This window comes from Amycolatopsis sp. NPDC005961 (genome assembly GCF_040629235.1).
GTDB lineage: Bacteria > Actinomycetota > Actinomycetes > Mycobacteriales > Pseudonocardiaceae > Amycolatopsis > Amycolatopsis camponoti.
Genome location: NZ_JBEXVF010000021.1, coordinates 43,963 through 63,267, shown reverse-complemented (window position 1 = coordinate 63,267; position 19,305 = coordinate 43,963). Strand labels below are relative to the sequence as shown.

Below are 19,305 nucleotides of genomic sequence, written 5' to 3'. Positions count from 1 at the left end.
GCCTTCTCACCCGGCGGACGCAGTGGGACTGACCACACCGGACCACGACGTTCGGTGGTCCGAATAGTTGTCCGCCGCGCGCCACAAACTGTCGTGGCCGTAAAGCCGGCCACGACTCCCCGATCGCTCCCACCCCGGAAACGTCATAATTCACTATTGGCCGGTCACCATTTCCCGGCAGTTTTACCCACGGTCGAAAGTCGTACGCGGAACCCGCCCGATTGCCGCGCCGGGATCGCGCGAGTCCACTATGGACTCGCGCGCGGCCCGGGTTCCGCGTGCTCAAACGACCACGGCCGCGCCGAGCCCCGGACGCCCCGGCAGACCGCGGCACCCGCCACGACCAGGACGACTCCGGGTATTCGGCCGGACACCATCGGTACCTCCAGTCTCCCGCAGCGATCTTCGTCAGGGATTTTCCACACTTCGGTGACAGATTTTCCTTAGAGAAAGCTGAAAGCGTTTCGCGTACCAGTCGGTAACCATAGACGCATCGTCTATCCTTCGACGTACTGTCCAGCCGTGGAGGTGGTCGTGGAGTACTGGTACGCCGACGAACGTTCGGGGACGCGCTACCCGGGTGACCCGCTGCGCTGGCGCGGCGACGACGGCGCGCCCCTGTCCGTCGCCCCGCTGCCCGGGCTCGCTTCCGGCGACGTCGACACCGGCGTCCGGTCGCTCTGGCGGTACCGGGCCGCGCTGCCCGGCGACCTGCGGCCGGTCTCGCTCGGCGAAGGGTGCACGCCGCTGGTCCCCCGCCCCTGGGGCGACGGCGACGTGCGGTTCAAGCTCGAGTGGTTCAGCCCGACTGGCAGCTTCAAGGACCGCGGCTCCAGCGTCATGATCTCCGCGCTGGCCGGCGCCGGGGTGAAGGAACTGCTGGAAGACAGCTCCGGCAACGGCGGCTCGTCGGTCGCGGCCTACAGCGCCGCCGCCGGGATCGCGGCCACCGTGCTGGCCCCCGAAGGGACGTCCGCGGCGAAGGTCCTGCAGACCCGCGCGTACGGCGCCGAAGTCGAGCTCGTGCCCGGCACCCGCGACGACACCGCCGCCGAGGCCGTCCGCCGCTCGTCCCGCACGACCTACGCCAGCCACAACTGGCACCCCTTCTTCCTCCAGGGCACCAAGACGCTGGCCTACGAGCTCTGGGAGGACCTGGGCTTCCGCGCGCCGGACGCCGTGGTCACGGTGGCCGGCGCCGGGAGCGTCGTGCTGGGCTGCGACCTCGGCTTCGGCGAGCTGCTGGCCGCCGGGTCGATCACGCGGCGGCCGCGCCTGCTGGTCGCCCAGCCGCGCAACTGCTCCCCCATCGACGCCGCCGTCCACGACCGGCGGCCACCCGAGTTCGCCCCGACCGTCGCCGAGGGGACCGCCATCCGGCACCCGGTCCGGCTCCCCGAAGTGGTCGCGGCGATCCGCCGGTCGGGCGGCGACACGGTAGCCATCGAGGAGGACGCCATCGCCGCGGCCGCCCGCCGGCTGGCGTCGCTCGGCCTCTACGCGGAGCCGACCAGCGCGACCGCCGCCGCGGCGATCGACGTCTTCCGCTCGCGGGGTGCCATCCGGCCCGGCGAGACCACCGTCGTCGTCCTCACCGGCTCCGGCCTGAAGGCGCCGGACAAGCTGCGCGAGCTGATCGGATGACCGAGGACGAACTGCTGCTGCGCGAGGCCGAGAAGATCGCGCAGGCCGTCGGCCGGATGTTCCCCGGGCTGTGCGAGGTCGTGCTGCACGACCTGCGCGACCCGGCCCACGCCGTCCGCGCGATCGAAGGCGGCCTGTCCGGGCGCGCCGTCGGCGACCCGGCGACCGAGCTGGGCCTGGCCCGGATCGCCGACCCCGGTTTCCCGGACGTCCTGCAGAACTACCCGAACCGCTTCCCCGACGGCCGCCCGGCGAAGAGCACGTCGATCGGCCTCCGCAACTCGGCCGGCGACTACGTCGCGGCGCTGTGCCTCAACCTCGACGTCTCCCTGCTCGGCTCCGCCGCCCGCGCGCTGACCCGGCTCGCCCGCGCCGACGAGCCGGCCCCGCTGACCGAGTCGCTGCGCGCCCGCACGGCCGACGAGCTGCGCGCACTGGTCGAGGACTACGCGACCGAACGCGGTCACACCCCGCGCAGCCTGCCGGCCGCCGGCAAGAAGGACCTGGTGCGGACGCTGAAGGAGCGCGGGTTCCTGGACGTGAAGAACGCGGTGCCGGCGCTGACCGACCTGCTCGGGATCTCCCGGGCCAGCGTCTACAACTACCTGCGCTGACGCGGTGGCCTCGCCGGGAGGCCACCGCGTCCGGCCCTATTCCGCCGCGACTCGCTCGCGCCGCTTCGAGACCACTCGCCACCCCACCGCCAGCACCACGGCCAGCACCGGGATCGAATAGAACGCGACCTTCTCGGCGCCGTCCGAGAAGCCCATCAGCACGACGACCAAGGCCAGGAACGCCAACGTCGCCCAGCCCGAATACGGCGCCCACGGCATCCGGTACGACGGCCGTTCCAGTTCGCCGCGCAAAGCGGCCTGGCGCAGGCGCATCTGGCAGAAGACGAGCGTCGCCCACGTCGTGATCACGCCGAGCGAGGCGATCGCGATCGCGATGTCGAAGGCTTCGCTCGGCACGAGGTAGTTGAGCACCACGCCGAGCAGGTAGGCGACCGAGGTGAACAGGATGCCGCCGTAGGGCACGTGCCGGCCGCTCATCCGGCTGACGAACGACGGCGCCTCGCCCTTTTCGGCCAGCGAGCGCAGGATCCGGCCGGTGGAGTAGAGGCCGGAGTTGACGCTGGAAAGCGCCGCGGTCAGCACGACCGCGTTCATGACGTCACCGATGCCCGGGATGCCGAGGCGGCTGAACACCGTCACGAACGGGCTCTCGTCGCCGTTGTAGAACGGCCACGGCAGCAGCATCGCCAGCATCAGCACCGAGCCGACGTAGAACACGCCGATCCGCCACACCACGCCGTTGATCGCCTTCGGGAGGACCTTGCGGGCGTCCTTGGTCTCGCCGGCCGCGATGCCGACGACCTCGATGGCCGAATAGGCGAAGATGACCGCCTGCAGTGTCATCAGCGCGATGCCGATGCCCGCCGGGAAGAATCCACTGTGGCCGGTCAGGTTGTGCGGGCCGGCGGGCGTGCCGCCGATGTTCGCGCTGGTGAACACGAGGCCGAGCGCGGTGATCAGGAAGACCACGATGGCCGTCACCTTGACCACCGAGAACCAGAACTCCAGCTCGCCGAACAGCTTGACGCTCAAGAGGTTCACCGCGATCAGCACGCCGAGGGCGACCAGCGCGGTGATCCACTGCGGCACGTCCGGGAGCCACTTGTGGACGTAGATCGCGACCGCCGTGATCTCCGCGATCCCGGTCATCGCCCAGTTCACCCAGTACATCCACCCCGAGGCGAAGCCGGCCCACGGGCCGATGAACTTCCGCGCGTAGGTGACGAAGCTGCCGGAGCTCGGCTCGTGCAGGACGAGCTCGCCCAGCGCGCGCATCACGAAGTACGCGGCCACCCCGCAGATCGCGTACGAGAGGACCAGGGAGGGGCCGACCTGGTGGAGCTTGCCGCCGGCGCCGAGGAACAGCCCGACGCCGATCGCGCCGCCGATGGCGATCATCTGCACTTGGCGGTTGCCCAGCGCTTTCGAGTAGCTTTCACCTTTTTCGGTGAGGAGCGAGGAATCCATGGTTTCGTGACGCTAGAGCGTGTGCGGCAGGTCACCAAGCGGACTAAGGAAGACTTAAGGTGTGCCGGAGATCACCGCTGGCATGGTGCTGGTTTTCCCCGGTTTCGATTTGACAGGGCTGATTTGACCGGGCCGCCGCGCGGCCGGTCGGGCTCGGCTTCTACGCTACGGCCGTGGACTTCGCGGCGCTGCTGGACCGGATCGCGGTCGACGTCGCGTCCGACATCGGCCGCGGTGTCGTCGCGGACTACATCCCCGCACTGGCCCGGATCGAGCCGCACCGGTTCGGCATGGCGGTGGCCGAAGTGGACGGTTCGGTGCACGGCGTCGGCGACTGGCAGCGGCCGTTCTCGGTGCAGAGCATGTCCAAGGTGTTCACGCTGGCGCTGGTGCTCTCCCGCGGCGACGGCGTGTGGTCGCGCGTCGGGCGCGAACCGTCCGGGGACCCGTTCAACTCGCTGGTGCAGCTGGAACACGAGGACGGCATCCCGCGCAACCCGTTCATCAACTCGGGCGCGCTGGTGGTGACCGACGAGCTGGCCCGCCACGGCGACGCGGTCGACGCGCTGCTGGCGTTCCTGCGCGAGGAGAGCGGCCGGCCGGACATCGGCGTCGATCCCGAGGTGGCCGCGTCGGAGGCGGGCCACGCCGACCGCAACCGCGCCCTGGCGTACTTCATGGCGTCGTACGGGAACATGCGCCACCCGGTGCCGTCGGTGCTCGACCAGTACGTCCGCCAGTGCTCGATCGCGATGAGCTGCGCCGACGTCGCCCGTTCGGCGTTGTTCCTGGCCCGCCACGGCATCCGCAACGACGGCACCCGCCTGCTGGAGCTGAGCGCGGCGAAGCGGATCAACGCGGTGATGCTGACGTGCGGCACCTACGACGCGGCCGGCGAGTTCGCCTACCGGGTCGGGCTCCCGGGCAAGAGCGGCGTCGGCGGCGGAATCCTCGCGGTGGTGCCGGGCCGGTGCGCGGTGTGCGTGTGGAGCCCGGGCCTGGACGCGCGCGGGAACTCCGTGGCGGGGGTGTCGGCGCTGGACCGCTTCACGACGCTGACCGGCTGGTCCGTCTTCTGAGGCACCCGCTCGGGTAGCGCCGATGCCGGGGACGGGCATACTCGACCTCCGACAGGGAGGTGGGCGGTGTCCTCGAGCACGGAACCCCGGCGCGTGACGATCCACGACGTCGCCCGCACGGCCGGGGTCTCGCGGCAGACTGTCTCGCGCGCGCTGAACGACAAGGCCGAGATCGACGGCTCGACCAAGCAGCGCGTCCTCGACGCCGCGCGGGAGCTCGGGTACCGGCCGAGCCGGTTCGCGCGCGGTCTCGTCCGGCAGGACACCACCACCATCGGGCTCGTCGTCCCCGATCTGCTCAACCCCTTCTTCACCGAGGTCGCCTCGGGAGCGCTGCAGGCGGCGCGGGCCCGCGGCTGGCACGTCGTCGTCTACGACACCGCCGGCGACGCCGAGCAGGAGCTCGCCACCCTCCGCGTGATCGGCACCCAGGTCGACGCCGTGGTCGGCTACTTCAGCCGCTCCGACGAGGACCTCGACCGGTTCACCCCCGGCATCCCCGTGGTCCTGATCGGCCGCGAACCCCGCACCCCGCGCTTCAGCGGCATCTCGATCGACGGCGAGGACGGCGTCCGCGAAGCCGTCACCCACCTCGTCGACCGCGGCCACCGGCGGATCGGGATGCTCGACCACGACCGCCGGCCCCAGCCCAGCATCCGGCGGACCTGGTTCCTCCGGGCCGCCGCCGAGCACGGCATCGCCGTCGCACCCGGCTGGATCGCGCGGGCCGCCCAGACCGTCGACGGCGGTGGGGCCGCGCTGGCCACCCTGCTCGCGGCCCACCCCGACGTCACCGCCGTGTTCGCGTTCAACGACGTCATCGCCATCGGCGCCCTGCGCGAGGCCCGCCGGTTCGGCCTGCGCGTGCCCGCCGATCTCGCCGTGATCGGGTTCGACGGCCTGGCGCTCGGCACCCTGGTCGATCCGGAGCTCTCCAGCGTCGCCATCGACACCCGCGCGCTCGGCACGCTGGCCGTCGACCAGGCGGCCCGGCTCGTGACCGGTGCCACGCCCCTCGAACCGGCCGAGCTGATCGTCCGCGCCGCACTCCACCTGCGCGAATCCGCCTGATCCCTTGACACCCGGTCCTGCCGCGAAGCACACTCCGAGCAATCCGTGAACGTTCACGGGAGCGTTCACGGCACGCGCTGAGAGGACTGCATGTCGTACGTCGAAGACCCCGGCCCCGGGCATGGATCGGTGCCCCCGCGGGCGGCCTTCACCTCCGATGCCCCGTCGCTGTCGCTGAACGGCACCTGGCGGTTCCGGCTCTCGCCGAGCCTCGCGGCCGCCCCCGACCCGGTCGAAGCGGACGACGCCACCTGGGACGAACTGCCGGTGCCGTCGCTGTGGCAGCTGCACGGCCACGGCGCGCCCGCCTACACGAACGTCCACTACCCGTTCCCGGTCGACCCGCCGCACGTGCCGTCGGAGAACCCGACCGGCGACCACCGGCTGCGGTTCGACCTGCCCGCTTCCTGGCCGGCGGGATCCGCGCTGCTGCGCTTCGACGGGATCGACTCCTGCGGGCGGATCTGGCTCAACGGCACCGAACTCGGCGTCACGAAGGGCAGCCGGCTGCCGTCGGAGTTCGAGGTCGGGGCGCTGCTGCGGCCGCGGGACAACATCCTGGTGGTCCGCGTGCACCAGTGGTCGGCCGGCAGCTACCTCGAAGACCAGGACATGTGGTGGCTGTCCGGGATCTTCCGGGCGGTCACGCTGCTGGCGCGGCCGTCCGGCGGCATCGGCGACTACTGGCTCCGCGCGGACTACGACCATACGACCGGGCTGGGCACGGTCCGGGTCGAGACCGGCGCGGACGTCGTGCTGGACATCCCGTCTCTCGGCGTCGTGGGACATCTGGCCGGGGAACCGCTGGAGCTGCCCGTCGAGCCGTGGAGCGCCGAGACACCTCGCCTGTACGACGGGACGCTGTCCACCGCGGCCGAACGCGTGCCGGTGCGGATCGGGTTCCGGACGGTGACGATCGAGGACGGGCAGCTCAAGGTCAACGGGCGGCGGCTGCTGCTGCGCGGGGTGAACCGGCACGAGCACGACCCGCGCACCGGGCGCGTCGTCTCGCGCGAAACCGCGCTGGCCGACGTCCTGCTCATGAAGCGGCACCACATCAACGCCGTCCGGACCAGCCACTACCCGCCGGACCCGGCGTTCCTCGAGCTGTGCGACGAGTACGGCCTGTGGGTGGTCGACGAGTGCGACCTGGAGACCCACGGCTTCGGCCCGCTCGGCTGGGACCGCAACCCGAGCTCCGAGCCGATGTGGACGGACGCCTACCTCGACCGCGTGCGGCGCACGGTCGAGCGGGACAAGAACCGGCCCAGCGTGATCCTCTGGTCGCTGGGCAACGAAAGCCACACCGGGGACAACCTCGCGCGGATGGCGGGGTGGGTGCGCCACCGCGACCCGACGCGGCCGGTGCACTACGAGGGCGACCACGAGTGCTCCTATGTGGACGTCCACAGCCGCATGTACGCGACGCCGTCCGAAGTGGAGCGGATCGGCCTCCGGGAGGACGCGAACGAGCGGCGCCGGGACCTGCCGTTCGTGCTCTGCGAGTACGCGCACGCGATGGGCAACGGGCCGGGCGGGCTGCTGGAGTACCGCGAGCTGTTCGAGAAGTACCCGAACTGCCAGGGCGGGTTCGTGTGGGAGTGGATCGACCACGGCCTGGCCGTCCCGGGTCACTTCGCCTACGGCGGCGACTTCGGCGAGCCCATCCACGACGGCAACTTCGTCATCGACGGGCTGCTGTTCCCGGACCGGACGCCGTCGCCGGGGCTGACGGAGTTCGCGAAGATCATCGAGCCGGTCCGGATCTCCGCCGGCCCGGCCGGTCTCCGGATCTCGAACCACTACGACTTCGTGGACACCGGGCACCTTCGGTTCACCTGGGTGCTCGAAGACGAGGGAACCGCCGTTGCGAACGGTGTCCTCGACGTGCCGGCCGTCCACTCCGGACAGAGCGTTGCTCTCCCGCTCCCGTCGCTGCCGCCCACCAGTGGTGAATCGTGGCTGACCGTCACGGCGTCGCTGACCTCGGCGACCGCGTGGGCGTCCGCCGGTCACGTCGTCGGCTGGGGGCAGGTGCCCGTATCGGCGGCGCCCGCCCGGCCGTCGCCTCCGACGCGCGGGCCGGTGTTCCGGACGGCCGGGCAGCTCCTGCTCGGCACCGGCGAGTTCGACGCCGTGACGGGCACGCTGACCTCGCTCGGCGGGCACACCGTCATCGGGCCCCGGCTCGACGTCTGGCGCGCGACGACCGACAACGACCGCGGGTCGTCACCCGGGCCGTCCGAAGCTTCGCAGTGGCTCGCAGCGGGGCTGCACCGAATGCAGCACCGCGTGATCACGGTAGACGCCGACGGCGACGAACTCGTGGTGCGCACCCGCGTCGCCCCGCCGGCGCAGCCGTTCGGACTGTTCACGGACTACACGTGGACGGCCTTCGACGGCGGCCTGCGGCTGCGCGTGGACGTCACCCCCGACGGTCCGGGGCCGGACACGCTCCCCCGGCTCGGCCTCGCGATGGCGGTGCCGGGCACGTTCGGCTCGGCGGAGTGGTTCGGCGGCGGCCCCGGTGAGGCGTACCCGGACAGCCGCCAGGCAGTGCGGATCGGGCGGTTTTCGAGCAGCGTCGACGGCCTGCAGACGCCGTACGTCTTCCCTCAGGAGAACGGCAACCGGACGGCGGTGCGCTGGGCCTCGCTGACGGACCCGGACGGAACGGGCATCCGCGTCGAGGGCGACCCGACGTTCGACTTCACGGCCCGCCGCTGGACGGCGGCGGCCCTGGAGGCGGCGCGGCACACGGACGAACTGGAGTCCGGTCCCCTGGTGCACTTGACCCTGGACATCGCGCAACACGGCCTCGGGACGGCGGCCTGCGGGCCGGGGGTGCTGCCGCGGTACCGGCTGGTGCCGCAGAAGACGTCGTTCGCGCTGTCCTTCCGGCCCGTGGCGGGTGGTGTCGCAAATTGAGACCCCGGGACGCTCCCGGATGCGGTGTCGTTGGGGGTCCACACGGCCGCAGGACAGGAGCGTCCCGGATGACCTCTTCCACGACGACCCCTTCGAGCGCCCGGCAGCTGGTCACCCCCGGCGCGCTGGGCCTCGCCGACCTCGTCGCGATCTTCGACGACCTCCAGTTCACCCTCAAGTGCTGCGAACGGCTGGTGGCCGAGCTGGCCCACCCGCGCGTCGACGCCGTGCTCGTCGAGGCGCTGTGGGTGTCGGCGCTCAACTCGTACGCCCGGTGTTTCCGCACCGGCGACCGCGGCATGGGCCTGACCGTGGCGGACGTCGAGGCCACCGAGGTGCCGGGCGAGATCGCCGAGTGGCACGCGCTGCTCGGCCGGATCCGGGACTTTTCGATCGACGGGCCGGTCAACCCGCGCGAGACCTACTCGGTGGGCGTCTCACAATCCCCGGCGGGAGAGGCCTCGGGCGTGGTCATCACGTCGGCGGTGCGGCCGCTGGTGGACGACGTCACGGTCCGGCAGACCGGGCGGCTGGCCTTCGAGCTCAGCCGCCTGGTGGACGAGCGGATCAAGGAGCACCAGCAGAAGGTGTTCGACGCGGCGTCGAAGCTGACTTCGGCACAGTTGAGCGCGTTGCCCGCCATCGAGGTCGAGTCTCAGTAAGTCTCATAATTGCGTCTCATTATTCGGCGCCGGGGAGGTGCCGGTAGATCGTCGCGCGGGAGACGCCGAGCGCCGCCGCGATGTCGGCCGGCGAGCGGCCCGCGTCGTAGAGGCGCCGGGCCGCCTCGACCGTCTCCGGGCTCATCACCGGCGGCCGTCCGCGTCGGCCACGGGGACGGCCTTCCGGCTCGGCGACCGCGTACAGCCGGTCGACGCCGTCGAGGACGGCGGCGCGCAGCTCCTCCACCGGGGCGTCGGCGAACAGCACCACCGGGTCGCTGAGCATGGCGATCGCCTGCGCCGCCCGGACCCGGCCGGACAGGTCCGCGTCCGGTCCCGCGACCAGGTGGTTCGCCTTCAGCATGCCGTCGCGGAAGCGCTCGAACACCGTCTTCGAGGCGGTCAGCCCGAGGTCGCGCAGGTTCATCCGGAGCAGGTAGCGGTGGGCGAGCCACACCTCGAGGAGGCCTTCGATCGCCGCCGCGCGCGCGTCGACGGCGACCGTGGCCTTCGCCATCGCCGCTTCGAGGTCGCCCAGGAGCGGTTCGGCGAGCGCCGTCACGATGTCCGCCTTGCCCGGGAAGTGGTACAGCACCGCGGTCTTGGTGATGCCGACGCGCTCGGCCAGCTCCCGGACCGACGTCGCGTGGAAGCCGCGTTCCGAGAACTCCTCGAGCGCGGCGCGCAGGATCCGGGCGCGGGTGTCGTCGATCATCGCCCGAGCCTAGCCCGCTTGTCTGACCGGTGGACAGGAGCGTACGGTCGGCACTGACCGATGGTCAGGACCTGATGGGGGTAACACCATGACCGAGCAGACCGTACTGATCTCCGGCGCGGGCGTCGCCGGGCCGACGCTGGCGTACTGGCTGGCCCGCGCGGGCTTCCGGCCGACCGTGGTCGAGCGCGCCGCCGGGCTGCGCTCGAGCGGCAGCCCGGTCGACGTCCGCGGCCCGGCCGCGCGGGTCGCCGACCGGATGGGCATCACCGCGCGGCTGCGCGAAGCCGGCACCGCCGTCACGTCGTTGAAGTTCGTCGACGACGCGGGCCGCCGGACCGGGCGCGTCGCGATGGGCGGCGACGGCGGTATCGAGCTGCCGCGCACGGACCTCGCGGCGATCCTGTACGAGGCCGCCCGCGCGGACACCGAGTTCGTCTTCCACGACTCGATCACCGGGCTCCACCAGGACGACGGCGGCGTCGACGTGACGTTCGAGCGCGGCGCCCCGCGGCGCTTCGACCTGGTGATCGGCGCGGACGGCCTCCACTCGAACGTGCGGCGGCTGGCGTTCGGGGCGGAGGACGCGTTCGTCGAGCACATGGGCGTCTACATCGCGACGCTGCCGCTGGCCGAGCCGCCGGCGGACCGCACGGAGCTGGTGATGTACAACTCACCCGGCCGGGCGGTGGCGGTGCACCCGTCGCGCGGCCGTGGAATCGCGGCGTTCATGTTCCGCGGCGACGCCGTCCCGGGGTTCGACCACCGGGATTCGGCGCTGCACAAGCGCATGCTCGCTTCGGCGTACGCGGGAGCCGGCTGGCGGGTGCCGGAGCTGGTGGAGCGCGTCGCGGAGGCGGACGACCTGTACCTGGACTCGGTGAGCCGGGTGCGGATGGCCGGCTGGGCATCGGGCCGGATCGCGCTGGCCGGCGACGCGGCGTCCTGCGTGTCCCTGTTCGGCGACGGCTCGACGCTGGCCATGGCCGGCGCGTACACCCTGGCCGAGGAACTGGGCCGGACACCGGGTGACGCGGCATCGGCGTTCCACCGGTACGAGAGCGAGCACCGAAAGCTGGTGGAACCCAAGCAGCGCAACGTCTCCACGGCGGCGGCCCTGCTGATCCCGGCAACCCGGCGAGGGCTGGCCGCCCGCAATTTCGGCACGCGGCTGCTGCCACTGGTGACGGCCGCACGACGGCTGGTGCCCGCCCGAGCCGCGTGAGCCGAGCGCACGAGCGGCCTTGGTCGAGTTGAACACGCCGAAGGCTGCGCTGGCTGCGTTCACCGCACCGACCGCCACATCGAGGCGCTCGCTCGCCCCTGCCCAGCGGCGAGGCCGCAGGCCCATGCGCCGGCGAGCCGGCGCATGGGCAGCGCCGCGGCGGCCGCGCGGAACTGCCCCCACAGCACGACCGGCAACTCCCACCCGCACGGAACTGCCGGTGTCGGTTACTGCAGCATGACCGGCGCCCCCGCCCGGGCGGAATCCGCCGCCGTCAAGCTCGCAGCATCGGCGGGTACAGCACTTCCGCCTTCCCCCGCCGATAGAGCTGGGCCGGCCGGCCGCCATCCCGCGTCGTCGTGCGGCCGGTCGGCTCCAGCAACCCCTCCGCTCCCGTCACCTTCCGGTGGAAGTTGCGCGGGTCGAGCCGGGTGTCCCACACCAGCTCGTACACCCGCCGCAGCTCGGCGACCGTGAACTCCGGCGGGCAGAACGCCGTTGCCAGTGGTGAATACTCGAGTTTCGCCCGGGCTCGCTCCAGTCCGTCGACGAGGATCCGGTCGTGGTCGAACGCCAGGTGCTCCCCCGCCAGCGACCGCACCGGGGCCCACCGGGCCTCCGCCGCGTCCGTGCCCGCGCGTGGGGTCGGCAGGTCCGGGGCCAGCGCCAGGTACGCCACCGTCACCACGCGCATCCGCGGGTCGCGGTCCGGGGCGCCGTACCCCGCCAGCTGTTCGATGTGGACGGTCCCCGGCGCCAGTCCCGTCTCCTCCGCCAGCTCGCGGCGCGCCGCGTCCGACAGATCTTCGTCCGCGCGGACGAACCCGCCCGGCAGCGCCCACTCCCCCAGATGAGGCGAAACCCCCCGGCGCACCACCAGGGCGCACAGCTCGTCCCCGGTCAGGGTGAGCACGACGAGGTCGACGGTGACGGCGAACGGCGGGTGACCCATGACACCACCCTACCTCCTAATCGTCAGCTTGACGATTAAGGCGTCCTCCGCATATCGTCACCTCGACGATAAGACGTTCAGAGGAGGGCTCATGGCCGACATCGACCGCCGCTTCGGGTTCCGGCACCTGCGCGGCGCACCCACCGTGCACATCCGCCACTACCGCCGCGGCAAGCTCGCGCACGACGGCGTCGGGCTGTCGTTCTGGTACCGGCCGCTCACCGCGGTCGTCTCGGAGGTCCCGGTCGACGACCGCGAGCTGCCGCTGCTGTTCCACGCCCGCACGGCCGACTTCCAGGACGTCACCGTGCAGCTCGCGCTGACCTTCCGGATCGAGGACCCGGCGCTGGCCGCGCAGCGGATCGACTTTTCGATCGATCCGGGCACCGGGCGCTGGAGAAGTGATCCCCTCGCCCAGATCAGCGGGCTGCTGACCGAAAACGTCCAGCAGTACGCCGTCGAGGTGCTGACCCGCACTCCGCTGGAGACCGCGCTCGTCGACGGCGTCCGGGCGGTCCGCGACCGGATCCGCGCCGGGCTCGCCGAGGAGGACACCCGGCTCGCGCAGACCGGTTCGGCCGTCGTCGACGTCCGCGTCGTCGCCATCCGCGCCGAGCCGGAGGTCGAGAAGGCCCTGCAGACGACCGCGCGGGAGAAGGTCCAGCAGGAGGCCGACCGGGCGACCTTCGAACGGCGCGCGCTGGCCGTCGAACGCGAACGCGCGATCGGGGAAAACGAGCTGCAGAACCAGATCGAGCTGGCCCGCCGCGAAGAGCAGCTGGTCACCCAGCGCGGCGCGAACGCCCGCCGCCAGGCCGAAGAAGCCGCCGCGGCGAGCCGGATCGAGACCGAAGCGCAGGCGTCGCGCAGGGAGCGTCTGACACTCGTGGAAGCCGACGGCAAGCGAGCGCTCGGCGAGGCGGAGGCGGCCGGTGAAGCCGCGCGGCTGGCGGCGTACCGCGACCTGCCCGAGGGCGTGCTCACCGGGCTGGCGCTGAAGGAGCTGGCCGGGAACCTGCCCAAGATCGACAGCCTGGTCCTGACGCCGGATCTGCTCACGCCGCTGCTGACGAAGCTGGGCGTGCGGTCGTGAGCCTCGCCCCGCGCGTCGTGCTGGTGCACCGGCGCACCGAGCTGGCCGAGCTGCTCGCCCGGCACGGCACGCGTGGTCAGGCGGAGTTCTTCCTGCGCACGCGCGGCCGTGATCTGGCGGAGGTGACCGAGGCGGACGCGGCCGTGCGCGCGGCGCTCGCCGCCGCGTCGGCGGCGATCCCGCTCGACTGGCGACGCGGCGAGGTCGAACGGGCCGACCTCGACCGATTCCTCTTCACCCCGGAGGACGTCGTCGTCGTGGTCGGCCAGGACGGGCTGATCGCCAACGTCGCCAAGTACCTCGACGGCCAGCCGGTGATCGGCGTGACACCCGGCGCGCCCGGTGTGCTCGTCAAGCACCCGCCGGCCGCCGTCGCGGACCTGATCCGGTCCACTCAGGACGTCGAGCACCGCACGATGGCCGAGCTGACCGCCGACGACGGCCAGCGGCTGCTCGCGCTCAACGAGATCTACCTGGGCCACGCCGGGCACCAGACGGCCCGCTACCGGCTGGGGGTCGGTGGCGGGCCGGCGGAACGCCAGGCGTCCTCGGGGATCCTCGTCGGGACGGGCACCGGGGCGACCGGCTGGTGCGGGTCGGTGTGGCGGGAGCGCGGGAGCGGGCTGCGGCTGCCCGCTCCCGGCGAGGCCCGGCTGGTCTGGTTCGTCCGCGAGGCGTGGCCGTCGCCGACGACCGGAACCACGTGCACCGAAGGGGATCTGACGTCGACGCCCCTCACCGTCGAGGTCGAGTCCGACCGCCTGGTCGCGTTCGGCGACGGCCTCGAAGCCGACAAGGTCGCGCTCACCCGCGGCCAGACGGCGACGTTCGTCCCGGCTGCGAAGACTGTCCACTTGGTCCGGTGAGCGGCTGGGACACAATGCGGCAACGTTGTCACACTCGCGTCCGCCGCCGGTCAGAATGATCTCCTCGCCGAGGGTTCGGAGGTGGCCGGGATGACGTGGGTGGTGTGGGTGCTCGCCGCGGTGGTGATCGTCGTCGCCGGGTTCGCGGCGGTCGCCGTGCCCCGGTGGCGGGAGCGGGACGTGCGCCGCCGGACCGCCTGGTCGGCCGCGCGGGCGGCGATCGACACCGCCGCGGTGAGCCGGGACGCCGCGGCCGGTCCCCAGCCGGAAGCCGAGGAGCTGCTGACCCGGGCCGAGACGATCGCGGCCGCGCACGGTGGCGAGCGCGCGGCCCGGACCGCCGAGGACCACGCGCGCCGCGCCGACGCGCTCTGGCGGGCGGCCGCCCGTGGTTGACCGGATCCGCTGGGCGCTCCTCGCCGTCGCCGGCGCCGTCCTCGTGACATTCCTCCTCGTGCAGCAGCAGAGCACCGACGTCAGCTACGGCCAGGCGCCCGCCGCGAAGGACCCGATCCCGGAAGGTGCGGCGGGCGAGCTGAGCGGCGCGACCGTGCCCTCGGCCGAGCAGCTGACCGCGATGGTCAAGGACTCCCCCGTCGTCCGGCTGCCCGGCGCGATCGCGACCTGGGACGAGCAGGCCGTGCGGGCCGCGGCCGGCAGCGCCGGAGTCCGGGTGATCGTCGCCCCGCCCGGCCTCCCGAAAGACGCCCGTACGCGGATCAAAGACGTCGATGCCGCGACCGTCCAGGTCATCGGCACCGAGGTCACCGGCGGGGCGCTGCAGGTCTCGCCCGACCGTGCGGCCGAGTGGATCCACGAGTTCGCCACCGGCGACGTCACGGAGTCGCTGACCACCCTGGCCGCGCACCTCGGCCACCGGCCGGACGCCCCCGACCAGCCCGCGCTCGCCCGCCGCGACCCGACCGCCGCCGAACTGGCCGACGTCACCGCGCAGCTGCGCAGCTCCGGCCGGTTCATCGCGCCGGGCGCGACGCTGAAAGACCCGCCGGCGACGACCACGGCGTTCCCCGGCGCGCGGCCGCTGTACGTCGCGCTGCCGCAGCAGCCGGCCGGTCAGCCGCTCGTCCACTTCGGACCCGCGCTGGCGAAGGAGTTCCCCGGCCGGCCGATCGTGGCGCTGTACGGCCAGTGGGTGGAGTACGACGGACCGTCGGCCGCCGCCTTCTCCGACGTCGTGACCGCGAGCTTCTACGGCCAGTTCGCCGACCGGCTCAGCACGTACGCCTACCCGCAGCGCAACGTCCTGGGCGCCTGGCTCGACCGGGTCACGGCCATCCGCTACGCCGGGCTGTTCGACCGCCCGCTGCCCTACACCCCGTTCGACCCGCTCCGCGTCGCCCTTCCCGCGCTGCCGTGGCTGTTCGCCGCGTGCGCGGTCGGGTTCCTCGCGCTGTCGGCCCGCCGGATGGTGCGGCCGCCGCGGCCCACCGGGGTCGGCGTGCCGGCGCGGCTGGCCGGGCTGACCGCGCTCGCGGTCGAGATCTCGGGACTCACCGACGGCGCGTCCGCCGCGGCACTGACCCGCGGGATCACCCAGCTGACGGCGGCCAGGGAGGCGTTCACCGGGAAGCTGCCCGACCGGCACGTCCACGGCCTGCTCGACGCGGCCGAGTCCGAACTGGACAGCACCGCCGGGTTGCTCGGCCGCCCGGAGTACCGGCCGGCCGAGTTCCTGCAAGGGAGGCTCGTGTGAAGCGGTTCTTCGGCTCCGCGTTCGGGGTCGCGGTGCTCGGCTGCCTCGTGCTGGCGGGCTGGGCGGTGTGGTCGGCCGGGGTGTTCGACGGGCCGATCGCCAAGCAGCTGAGGTCGGCGTCGGTGTACGTCGCGCCCGGGGTCACGCTCGACCAGCCGGCCGCGGAACGCGTGATCGGCAACCGGCGCCTGGTCGTGGCGTTCCTCGAGCCGGGCGCCGACCTGGGCGACGCGTGCGACAGCCTGGGCGGCGCGGTCGACGGCACCCTCGCCGTGATGCTCAGCCGCGACGGGGACGACTTCGAGAAGTACGGCTGTTCGCGGCTCCCCGGCGGTGACGACGAGAACTTCGGCAAGGCCTTCGTCGCGGAGTCGATGATCGGCAACGGCATCGACGGCTTCGCCGGGAACCCGGTCGACGCGCTGAAGGTCATCGTCGTCAACTACGACCTGCTGGTGAAGTCCGGCGCGATCCCGGACGGCAGCCGCACGGTCAGCCCGTCGCTCCCGCGGTACCTGGTCGCCGCGGCCGCGGTCGCGGCCGTCGTGCTGGGCTCGCTGGCGCTCTACCTCGCGGCCCGCCGCGCCGGCCGGGCGGCGGTGTCGCGCGGCGAACGCCGTGCGGCCGAAGCCGACGAGCGGACCAAGCTGGCGGCGGCCGCGGCCGTGCTGGCCCAGCGGATCATCGACCTGGACCAGCGCTACGCCCGGCAGCGGGGCCGCAGCGAGTTCGCCCGGAGCTACCGGAGTCTGGTGGCGGACTACACGAAGCTGCTGCCGGACCTCGGCCACGAGACCCCGGAGCTGCGGGCCCGGGTCGAGAAGCTGCTGACCCGGGCCCGCAAACTGGCCCATCAGAAGGGATAGCGGGCCTGGACTATCGACGGCGTGTCGAGGTTGCGGCCAGCGTCCATGCTCTGCGCGAGCCGCAGGTACTGGCCCTCGGCCCACATCAGCGGGCCCGCGCTGCCGGTCGGGCGGCCCAGGCCGAAGCAGCCGACGTCGGCACGGTCCCAGACCTGCTCGGGCACGAAGTAGCCGTCGTTGGCCGAATCCGCCATCGACTTGAGGTACACCGCCGCCGAGCGGCCGTTGGCCAGCTCGTACTGGCCGCGCTCCCCCGACAGCACCGGCCACAGCCGCCCGAACCGCTGCGCCCCGCCCGCCGGCCAGCCGTTGCAGGTCGAGGTGCTCTCGCCGTAGTTGTCGTGCGGGTAGCGGTGGAAGTAGACGTCGCCGTTGGGCGTCGTCACCTGCATCGCCGAGTTGCCGTCGGACGCCGCCGCGGTCGGGGCGACCGAGTTCGCGATCGTCGCGTCGTTCGCGGGGCGGATGCCGAGCCGGACCAGGTCGAGGAAACCGAAGTCGGTCACGTCGTGTTCGTAGAAGCAGCCTTCGTCGAAGCAGATCGTCGAGCCGTCGTTGGGGTTGCCCGCGCGGTCGAGGCGTTCGTAGTACGTGTGGCCGCCCCAGTAGCCGGACGTCGTCACGGTCCAGCCGGCCAGGGAGGTGCGCCAGGAGTCCGCTGTGGACTCCCACGTCGTCGCGCTCGCGGTGTCGCCGTTCGCTCGGGCGAGGGCGCCCGCGGCGATCAGCCCGGCGATCTCGGCGGCCACCGACGACGGTGACTTGCCGTACTGCTCTTCCCAGCGTTCGGTGGTGTCCGGGCCGGTCGCGACGATGTGGTTCGCCGTCGTCTTGACCTTGGCGTACGTCGAGGCGTCCGTGAGGCCGGTCAGCCAGGCCAGCAGGATCGCGTCGGCGTCCTGGTCGAGCTGTTCGCAGCAGCCGAGTTGCTGAGCGCTGGCTCCCGCCACGCCGGAAACCGGGCTGTAGCGAGGGAAGGAGCCCGCCGGGTACGTCATGCCGTCGCCCGCGGTCGGGCTGCCGATCCACTGGGAGTTCCAGAGGAACTGGGCCATTCGCTTGGCCTGGGCGCTGTCGCCGGCGGCCAGGAGACCCGTTGCCTGCTGGTAGAGGTCGCGGCCCCAGACGCGGTGGTAGCCGTCGTTGAGCTGGTCGCCGTTCGTGAAGTTGCCCCAGGGTGTGGCCAGGCCCGCGACGCTCGCGCCCGGGTGCTGTTTGTCTTCCGCTGTCTTGAGGGCCATCGCTGCGACGTAGTAGGCGCGGCGGCGTTGCGTGTCGCTCGAAACGCTGGCGGGGGCGGGTTTCAGGGAGGCCACGTAGGAGTTCCAGCCCTGGCGGTAGGACGTCGCTGTGGTGGAGAAGCCGCTGCTCAGCGATCCGGTCGCGGCCGATGTCGCGGCCGCCGTCGTGGCACCGTAGCCCAACGCTGTCGTGAACGTCGTGTCCGTGCCGACCGGGATCTGTCCACACTGGACTACGTTGCCGGGGCCGGAGATGTTGTCGAACTGGTTGTTCAGGTTCTTGTCGGCTCGCAGGTCGGTCAGGCAGTCGCTCGCCGCGCCGCTGTAGCCGTTGTCGTGCGCTGTGAAGCCGGTTGAGACTCGTAGCGCTGAGACCACTGTCGTGGCTGTGCCGCCGAACAGTGTTTCCGTGCCGCTGGACAGGAGGCCGGTGCCGTCCCACCAGGCGTTGTCGTTCGCTCCTCCGCCGGCCATGGAGGGGTTGGCCAGGAGGTACAGCCGGTAGCTTCCGCCGTCCAGGGATTCGAAGCGGGTGTTTCTCATGAGGGTGGGGCGGGATGGGTCGGTCACGTAGTCGGTGGTGATGCGGTACTTGCCGCTCTTCGCCGTGTTCGTGACCGTGTACTGGAGGGCCTTCTCGTCGGGCATGGTCACCACGTGGTTCGTGGCGTCTCGCTCCAGGTCCACGAACGTGCTGCCGTCCGTGATGACGAACTGCATGTCCTGCATGTTGGGGACGTCGGCTCGGGGGTAGAAGACTTCGGATGTCACGCCGTCCGCGACGGTGAACCAGAGCGGGCTCGTTGTTGTCGTTGACGTGCCGAGGGCTGACTTGTTGCCCGTGGCCCAGGATGCTCCGCTGCCGCAGCAGTCTGTGGCTGTGCCTGTGGCCTGGGCTGTGGCGGGTAGGGCGCCGGATAGCAGGACTCCCGCTCCGGCGCAGGCCAACAGTGCTTTCCACCTGATCATCGGGACCCTCCGACGGCTTTGTCGTTAATATGTTGTGGGCGGCAACATATTGGGGCCTTGGGGGATGACAGGCAATGTCCGATCGGGCTGGATCGATGCAGATGTGTCGTCGTCTCCGCCACCCCGACGCCCGATTGTCACTACGGCCGGCAGCACCGCGTCAAGGCGGGAAAGATGCCTTGACCCGGCGTTGCCGGCCGTGTTCTGGCTTCGGATCGGGGTTGCGGGAGGGTCTGGG

At 72.0% G+C, this 19,305-nt stretch carries 16 protein-coding genes; 12 read left to right on the top strand and 4 right to left on the bottom strand.

From position 1 onward, the window contains the following. Positions 1-522: 522 nt before the first annotated feature. Positions 523-1,644 (top strand): pyridoxal-phosphate dependent enzyme, encoded by a 1,122-nt coding sequence (locus ABZ342_RS20725; protein ID WP_360475273.1) that lies wholly within the window; start codon positions 523-525, stop codon positions 1,642-1,644. After that, positions 1,641-2,258 carry a PAS domain-containing protein gene (locus tag ABZ342_RS20720; RefSeq protein ID WP_360475270.1) on the top strand — a complete coding sequence of 206 codons (618 nt, stop codon included), beginning with the start codon at positions 1,641-1,643 and terminating at the stop codon, positions 2,256-2,258. Before ABZ342_RS20725 ends, ABZ342_RS20720 begins: the two co-directional genes overlap by 4 nt. Positions 2,259-2,294: 36 nt before the next feature. Here ABZ342_RS20720 and ABZ342_RS20715 read toward each other — a convergent pair whose 3' ends face one another. Then, on the bottom strand, positions 2,295-3,686 hold the full coding sequence (locus tag ABZ342_RS20715; RefSeq protein WP_360475267.1) for an amino acid permease: 1,392 nt from the start codon (positions 3,684-3,686) through the stop codon (positions 2,295-2,297). Positions 3,687-3,859: 173 nt separating this feature from the next. Between ABZ342_RS20715 and ABZ342_RS20710 the strand changes: the two genes are divergently transcribed. The 4 genes from ABZ342_RS20710 (at position 3,860) to ABZ342_RS20695 (ending at position 9,426) form a co-directional block, all read left to right on the top strand. Continuing rightward, positions 3,860-4,765, top strand: coding sequence for a glutaminase (locus ABZ342_RS20710; protein ID WP_360475264.1), 906 nt, complete (start codon positions 3,860-3,862; stop codon positions 4,763-4,765). Positions 4,766-4,831: 66 nt separating this feature from the next. Then, positions 4,832-5,836: a LacI family DNA-binding transcriptional regulator gene (locus ABZ342_RS20705; RefSeq protein ID WP_360475261.1), complete on the top strand. Its 1,005-nt coding sequence runs from the start codon at positions 4,832-4,834 to the stop codon at positions 5,834-5,836. Between the two features lie 90 nt (positions 5,837-5,926). Beyond that, on the top strand, positions 5,927-8,764 hold the full coding sequence (locus tag ABZ342_RS20700; RefSeq protein ID WP_360475258.1) for a glycoside hydrolase family 2 TIM barrel-domain containing protein: 2,838 nt from the start codon (positions 5,927-5,929) through the stop codon (positions 8,762-8,764). A gap of 68 nt (positions 8,765-8,832) precedes the next feature. Further along, positions 8,833-9,426: a hypothetical protein gene (locus tag ABZ342_RS20695; protein WP_360475255.1), complete on the top strand. Its 594-nt coding sequence runs from the start codon at positions 8,833-8,835 to the stop codon at positions 9,424-9,426. Positions 9,427-9,445: 19 nt separating this feature from the next. Here ABZ342_RS20695 and ABZ342_RS20690 read toward each other — a convergent pair whose 3' ends face one another. Continuing rightward, on the bottom strand, positions 9,446-10,141 hold the full coding sequence (locus tag ABZ342_RS20690) for a TetR family transcriptional regulator (protein ID WP_360475252.1): 696 nt from the start codon (positions 10,139-10,141) through the stop codon (positions 9,446-9,448). Positions 10,142-10,229: 88 nt separating this feature from the next. Here ABZ342_RS20690 and ABZ342_RS20685 point away from each other — a divergent pair, with 88 nt between their 5' ends. Further along, on the top strand, positions 10,230-11,366 hold the full coding sequence (locus ABZ342_RS20685; protein ID WP_360475249.1) for an FAD-dependent monooxygenase: 1,137 nt from the start codon (positions 10,230-10,232) through the stop codon (positions 11,364-11,366). Positions 11,367-11,640: 274 nt separating this feature from the next. Here the strand turns inward: ABZ342_RS20685 and ABZ342_RS20680 are convergent, their stop codons facing one another. Further along, positions 11,641-12,318, bottom strand: coding sequence for an NUDIX domain-containing protein (locus ABZ342_RS20680; RefSeq protein WP_360475246.1), 678 nt, complete (start codon positions 12,316-12,318; stop codon positions 11,641-11,643). 91 nt (positions 12,319-12,409) lie between these two features. Here ABZ342_RS20680 and ABZ342_RS20675 point away from each other — a divergent pair, with 91 nt between their 5' ends. The 5 genes from ABZ342_RS20675 to ABZ342_RS20655 all read left to right on the top strand — a co-directional run bounded on the left by ABZ342_RS20675 (position 12,410) and on the right by ABZ342_RS20655 (position 16,857). Further along, positions 12,410-13,411, top strand: coding sequence for an SPFH domain-containing protein (locus tag ABZ342_RS20675; protein ID WP_360475243.1), 1,002 nt, complete (start codon positions 12,410-12,412; stop codon positions 13,409-13,411). After that, entirely contained in the window at positions 13,408-14,277 is an 870-nt protein-coding gene (locus ABZ342_RS20670) for an NAD(+)/NADH kinase (protein WP_155543926.1), read from the top strand. The genes ABZ342_RS20675 and ABZ342_RS20670 overlap by 4 nt, the downstream gene beginning before the upstream one ends. A gap of 90 nt (positions 14,278-14,367) precedes the next feature. Next, complete coding sequence (locus tag ABZ342_RS20665) at positions 14,368-14,673, top strand: DUF6403 family protein (protein ID WP_155543925.1); 306 nt, start codon at positions 14,368-14,370, stop codon at positions 14,671-14,673. After that, the gene (locus ABZ342_RS20660) at positions 14,666-15,991 is read left to right on the top strand and encodes a hypothetical protein (RefSeq protein WP_360475238.1); all 1,326 of its coding nucleotides are present in this window, start codon (positions 14,666-14,668) and stop codon (positions 15,989-15,991) included. Before ABZ342_RS20665 ends, ABZ342_RS20660 begins: the two co-directional genes overlap by 8 nt. Further along, entirely contained in the window at positions 15,988-16,857 is an 870-nt protein-coding gene (locus ABZ342_RS20655) for a hypothetical protein (RefSeq protein ID WP_360475235.1), read from the top strand. Before ABZ342_RS20660 ends, ABZ342_RS20655 begins: the two co-directional genes overlap by 4 nt. On the opposite strand, the gene ABZ342_RS20650 is transcribed toward ABZ342_RS20655, so the two are convergent. Beyond that, the gene (locus ABZ342_RS20650) at positions 16,845-19,067 is read right to left on the bottom strand and encodes a glycoside hydrolase family 15 protein (RefSeq protein ID WP_360475232.1); all 2,223 of its coding nucleotides are present in this window, start codon (positions 19,065-19,067) and stop codon (positions 16,845-16,847) included. The genes ABZ342_RS20655 and ABZ342_RS20650 overlap by 13 nt on opposite strands. Positions 19,068-19,305: the final 238 nt, after the last annotated feature.